Source organism: Amycolatopsis palatopharyngis (assembly GCF_003385185.1).
GTDB classification, from domain to species: Bacteria; Actinomycetota; Actinomycetes; order Mycobacteriales; family Pseudonocardiaceae; genus Amycolatopsis; species Amycolatopsis palatopharyngis.
Genome location: NZ_PQHZ01000111.1, coordinates 1 through 4994 on the forward strand (window position 1 = coordinate 1; position 4994 = coordinate 4994).

Here is a 4994-nt window from a genome sequence, read left to right on the forward strand (position 1 = left end):
TGGCGGGGGTGGTGTGGCGGGTCAGTCGGTGGCGAACGTGGTGGTCAGTGCTTTCACCGCGTGGGACTCGCTGTTGGCGTGGTAGTGGGTGCCGTCGGCGGTCACGATTCGCCAGTGCTCACCGCGCACGGTGTCGGCGGGGTAATAGGTTCCGGCGAGTGTTCCGTCGGGTCGGGTGACCACGCCGTACAACAGTTGTTGCGCGTCGGCGGGGTCGATCACCACCCCCGTGACCGTGCACCCGTTGTCGACGAAACGGCGCACCACGATGTCCGGCAGTGGCCCGGGGTCGGCGTCGGGGTCAATGACGTACACGGTGCGCGGGTCGTTGGCGTTGTGGTTCACGGTGTGCCCCTTTTTTCGGTGGTGCGCGGTCGCGCGGGTGGTCATTCAGCGGGTGGCGGCGAATGCGGCTTCGGCGGCGTCGGTGGCCCGTTCGTGGGTGTCGGCGGCGGTGTCGGCGGCGTCGGGGGTGGGGTGTTCTTCGGTCCAGCCGCAGTAGCAAAACGCGGTGGCGGTTCCGTCGGGGTTGGTGGCGGTGTCGGCGTAGCACATAGCGGTCCCCATTCGTGAATTGGTGGTTTTCCGACGTCCCGGGCAATGGTTCGAATCCGGGGCGGGTGGTTCGTTGTGGTTTCCGGTTTTCCCGGCGACACAACAAACGTAACTCGACCCCGAACGTCGTGCAATAGTTTTCCGGGATCTTTTCGGGGAATTTTTGCCATTTTTCACCATCATTCGCGCGCATTTTCCGGACCTGTTTGTGCAGGTCATCCCGTTTCGCGCCACTCCGAAATGGAGGTGCCGGCCTTGAGAAAGACCGCGGATAAATACGGATCCTTTGAGAGAGAATGAAGGGAGGACGAGGAGTGGATAACGTGAGTGGAATGTAGAGGTGAGTACCGAGGTCAGGATGAGGATTGCGTGACTCCGTCGCCGGGTCTGATGTGCTTTCCTGCTTGGTGTCAAGCGAGTCTGGGACACCGGTGGATCCCCCTGCAGGGGTGTGAGCTGCGAGAACGTCGGACGCGGGGGGGATCCGCCTTAGTCGGATACCGGAGGACGAGGCGGATAGTCCGGGTCGGCGGCCCCACGGTTGGCAGCCGCTCTCCGCGTCGTCCCCGCCGATGGCGGTGGGTGGTCGCGAGAGCGGGTGGCGCTCGGCGCCTCGCTGAACGTCTCGGCCAGAAATGTTGCGCGGGGACGTCTTCGTGGTGCGTGACAGCCGCCCACAACACTCGATGCGTAATGGTGTCGGTGATGTTGTGGAATATAGGCGCGTGCCCACGGTGTTCTTTGTCTTTGCCCTCGACGGTTGTGCTATTGCAGTCGACGTTAGCATCGGCACGGACGGGAGTGGGGCGGGAATACGAGGTATTTCGCTGTTCCGCATAATTGCCTTGACCGCGCGAGAATCACGTCCCGGTTGCCGTCTCGCCGAAGCGTTATGGAGAACTGTCGGTGTGCTCATTCACGGCGCCGTGGATCGGGAGACGTCGTCGTCGACGGGAATCCCGGTGTGGCGGGCGCGGAGCCGCGCAGCGAGGTCCACGGTGTCGGTAGTGGGGGTGGCGTCGAGCTCGGCCAGGCGGGTCCGCAGGAGGGTCAGGGTGCGCGAGATGGCCTCGTGCCAGCCGAGTGCGTGCTGCAGGCGCATGATGTCGCGGTAGAGCAGTTCGTTGTGCGGATCGAATGCCCGCGCGGTCTCCAGCAGATCCAGGGTGTAGTCCGGGTCGGCCTCCACCCGGGCGCGGGCGAGCGCGGCCACCGCGTCGAGCGCGTCGCGGCGGGTCGATTCCCGAGCGGCGACAAGCCACTCCCCGTCCACGCCCTCGGCCAACAGCCCGCCGTAGTGCGCCACGATCGCCTCGCACGCGTCAGTGCGCCGCTGCGGTGTGGTGGCGGCGCGACGAGCGGTGACCGCGCCGGCGAAGCCCCAGTAGTCCACCTCCACCACGGCCGGATCGAGCCGGTACTGGCCGTGCTCGACCAGGACCAGCTCGCCGAGCTCGCCGCCGGTGGCGGTGTCCAGGGCTCGGCGAATCCGGGAGAGCACCGTGCGCAGCACACTGGCGGGGTTGCGAGGCGGCGCATCGGGCCAGAGGGCATCCACGATCCCCTCGCGGGGCACCCCGGCGGGATGCACAGCGAGATACACCAACAGTTCCACCGGTCGGCTGCTCAACTCACCGGACAAGTCGCGGGGCTCGGCCGCAGGCTGTGCGGGGCCGTGTCGCCAGTACAGGGCCGGGGCGCCGAACACGGTCAGCACCAGCGGTGCGGGTGTTTCCTCGGTCGTCTCCGCCGTGGACGGCGACAGCGTGCGTGGTTCACCGGCAGGCTCACCGGCCTCGACAGGAGATACCTGCGGCGCGGGCGGGCCCGAGGTGATCTCCAGCCGATCAGGACCGGCCCGTGCGTGATCGGGCTGGGGCGGTTCCACCTGCGGTGACGTCGCCGATTGCCGGGGGGCGGGCTCGGGTTCGCCACTAGCGCCCTCAGCAGGCTGGGTGGCGCGCAGGAAGGCCAGCAGCTCGCGGGTCGCGGTCTCGGGCAGCGTGAAGGCGCGGGTGCCGCGCAGCGGCTCGCCGAGGCCGGGGTCGGTCGCGGAGATGATCCCGGCCGCGGTGACGTACACGGTCACTCCGGCGCGCCATTGACCCAACAGCAGTGCGCTGACCGGGCTGTGGTTGTCGAGCAGGTGCCGCAGCCGTGCCTGCCGGCCTGGCTCCCGGGGAGGCGCCGCGATCAGAACGGTGGGCCGGTGTGATGCCGCCGCGTCGAGGGCGGCCAGTGCGGTGTCCAGGTCGGCCGCCACGGTGACCGTGTCCGGCAGGTCCGCGGCGACGACCGCCACGCCGAGCACGCGGGCCAGGTCCGTGGCGGGCACGAGCACGGTTGGCACCGATTCGTCCTCGCCCCTGCTGGTGAGGAGGGTGAGCAGCAGAGCGCGGGCCGCAGCGTAGCCGCCGGGCCCCACCACGCCGAGACCATGGACACGAGCCAGATCGAGCGCGACCTGGGACCCCTCGCCCTCGGCGGTGTTCGTGTCGAGGGCGATATCCACTAGGGACGGCGGGTCCTCCGGTCCGGTGCCGTTGTTGGTGGCCCCGATCACTCGACAGATGCGGGGCGCGAAAACCCGCACCTGCCCCTCAATCCCGAACTTCGCCTGCCCTGGAGCGCCGGTGCCCGATCGTGATGTATCCGACTGGGCGCGGGCACGGTGTCGCTGCGAGGCGGCCGGTGTGTCGGTGTCCAGCTCGCTCGCGGCGTCCAGGTCGGTGTCTTCGTCGTAGTGCTGAGCACGGAGGTGGGCCAGGCGCAGCTGGTACACCACGGGCGCGACCGGCAGGTCGTCGTCGCGCCGGCCGGTGCCGGGCCGATAGCGCGCCGAGTGCCGTCGCCGCGCGAGCATCAGCAGCGCACTGACCGCCGCGGCCAGGCCCAGGCTGACGAACACCTCGCCACTGCCCCAGGTCACCGCACCCCCAGCGGAGTCGTCCGCGTCCTGTTCGACAGCGCCCTTGGCCACGGGCGTGGTGGACGGGGCGGGCGCCGACGACGGTGGTGTGGCGGTGCTCGGCGAGGGGGATACCGACTCCGGGGCCGGGGGCGCGTGTTCCGAGAGGGGTAGCGCGGGCGGGGTGCGGCATTCGCTGGTCTTGGGGAGCAGGAGCGTGTCGCCGGGATAAATCAGGTTCGGGTCGGTCAGCACGTGCCCGCTGGGCTGGGAGCGGCCCTCGTTGAGGACCCAGATCTCCGGCCACCGCTCGCCATCACCCAAGCGACGCTGCGCGATCCGCCACAGCGAGTCGTGCACCCCGTTCTCCGGTGCTCGGACCCGCTCGATTCCGCGCTCGACCGGAGACTGCGACCGCGACAGCGGGATACCCGTTTGGTTGTGGTCGCTGTTGACCGGCTCCGTCCAGTCGGGCGCAGTGGCGGCTACCGGGGCGTAGCCGACGGGCCGAGCGGCTTCTGCTGGGGCAATGGGTACGGCGGTGGCGGTGCGACCCAGCACGGCGATCAGCAGGGCGCCGACGAGCACTGCCGCGACGCGACGCACTGGCCCCGTCTGGGTACGCAACTGCGGCCACCGAGCGCCACGGGCGACCTCGATCGCGCACCCAGCGACGTCGGTGACGAACACCAGCCACAGCAGCCATGTCAGACACGCGAGCGTGTCAAGCAGGAAGGTGCTCGAGATCGGCGCCAGGAGCGCCGAGCCGATCTCGTCCAGGCTGGGCAAATGATCCGGCAACGGCCATCCCACCCCGTAGATCAGCGCGAACGGCAACCCGGCGACCAACGCGGCCAGCAGGACGACCGCGAGCAGCCCGCGTACCGCCCGGCCCAGCAGCCGCGCGGCACGCGCGATCCGGGTGAGACCCGACGGCTCCCTCATCCGCTGCTCGCCACTCCCACCGCGACTCCGCCCGTGCCGGCGGATTCCGGCACCGTCGGACGCGCCGCAGGCGGCTCGGCGGATGCCCCCGTGCCGTTGCCCTTGGTGTCGTTCTTCGACGAGCTGCGGCGGGTGCGCTTACCGCGGCGGGCGGGCTTGGTCGCTTGGTCGCGCCAGCGGGTGAGGTCGGCTGCGGCGATGTCGGTGACCTGAGCTAGTTCGGGCACGTCAATGACGTCGCCGGCCGCGGTCAGGACCTCGCCGAGCTCGCGTTCGAGCTCGGCGAGCTGGCCGGCAAGCTCTGTGTGCCGACGGGTCAACTCGCCCACGGTGGTGGCCGCCTGGGATCGGCGTGCGCTGCGTACGGAGTCTCGTTCCTCGAGGCGACGGGCGATCTCCTCTTCCGATGTGACCATGTCGGACTTTTCCTTTCCGTGACGGTGCTGCCGTTGTCAGGGCTCGATTGCCTGAACTGCCGTGGGTTCGTTGGGGACCATTAGCGCCAGGTCGGGCGCTTGTCCTGGTGGGAGTGGGTTCACTCGTTGGTGTGAAGAATCCGATTGATGGTCGAGATTCTCGACGAGAT

Annotated in this window: 4 protein-coding genes; all 4 read right to left on the minus strand. The window is 69.1% G+C overall.

Features of this window, described 5'->3' with window-relative positions; translation table 11 throughout:
* Positions 1-21: 21 nt before the first annotated feature.
* Positions 22-345 carry a hypothetical protein gene (locus D0C15_RS33680; protein WP_116052074.1) on the minus strand — a complete coding sequence of 108 codons (324 nt, stop codon included), beginning with the start codon at positions 343-345 and terminating at the stop codon, positions 22-24.
* Positions 346-390: 45 nt separating this feature from the next.
* On the minus strand, positions 391-567 hold the full coding sequence (locus D0C15_RS34880) for a hypothetical protein (protein ID WP_162830404.1): 177 nt from the start codon (positions 565-567) through the stop codon (positions 391-393).
* A gap of 904 nt (positions 568-1471) precedes the next feature.
* Complete coding sequence (locus D0C15_RS33690) at positions 1472-4408, minus strand: BTAD domain-containing putative transcriptional regulator (RefSeq protein ID WP_116052072.1); 2937 nt, start codon at positions 4406-4408, stop codon at positions 1472-1474.
* Positions 4405-4824, minus strand: a complete 420-nt coding sequence (locus D0C15_RS33695) for a hypothetical protein (RefSeq protein ID WP_116052073.1) — start codon at positions 4822-4824, stop codon at positions 4405-4407. Before D0C15_RS33695 ends, D0C15_RS33690 begins: the two co-directional genes overlap by 4 nt.
* Between the last annotated feature and the right edge of the window lie 170 nt (positions 4825-4994).

Bases quoted from the DNA above. Each gene is read 5' to 3' on its own strand.
- D0C15_RS34880 (WP_162830404.1), bottom strand. From the start codon at position 567: ATGGGGACCGCTATGTGCTACGCCGACACCGCCACCAACCCCGACGGA.
- D0C15_RS33690 (WP_116052072.1), bottom strand. From the start codon at position 4,408: ATGAGGGAGCCGTCGGGTCTCACCCGGATCGCGCGTGCCGCGCGGCTG.
- D0C15_RS33695 (WP_116052073.1), bottom strand. From the start codon at position 4,824: ATGGTCACATCGGAAGAGGAGATCGCCCGTCGCCTCGAGGAACGAGAC.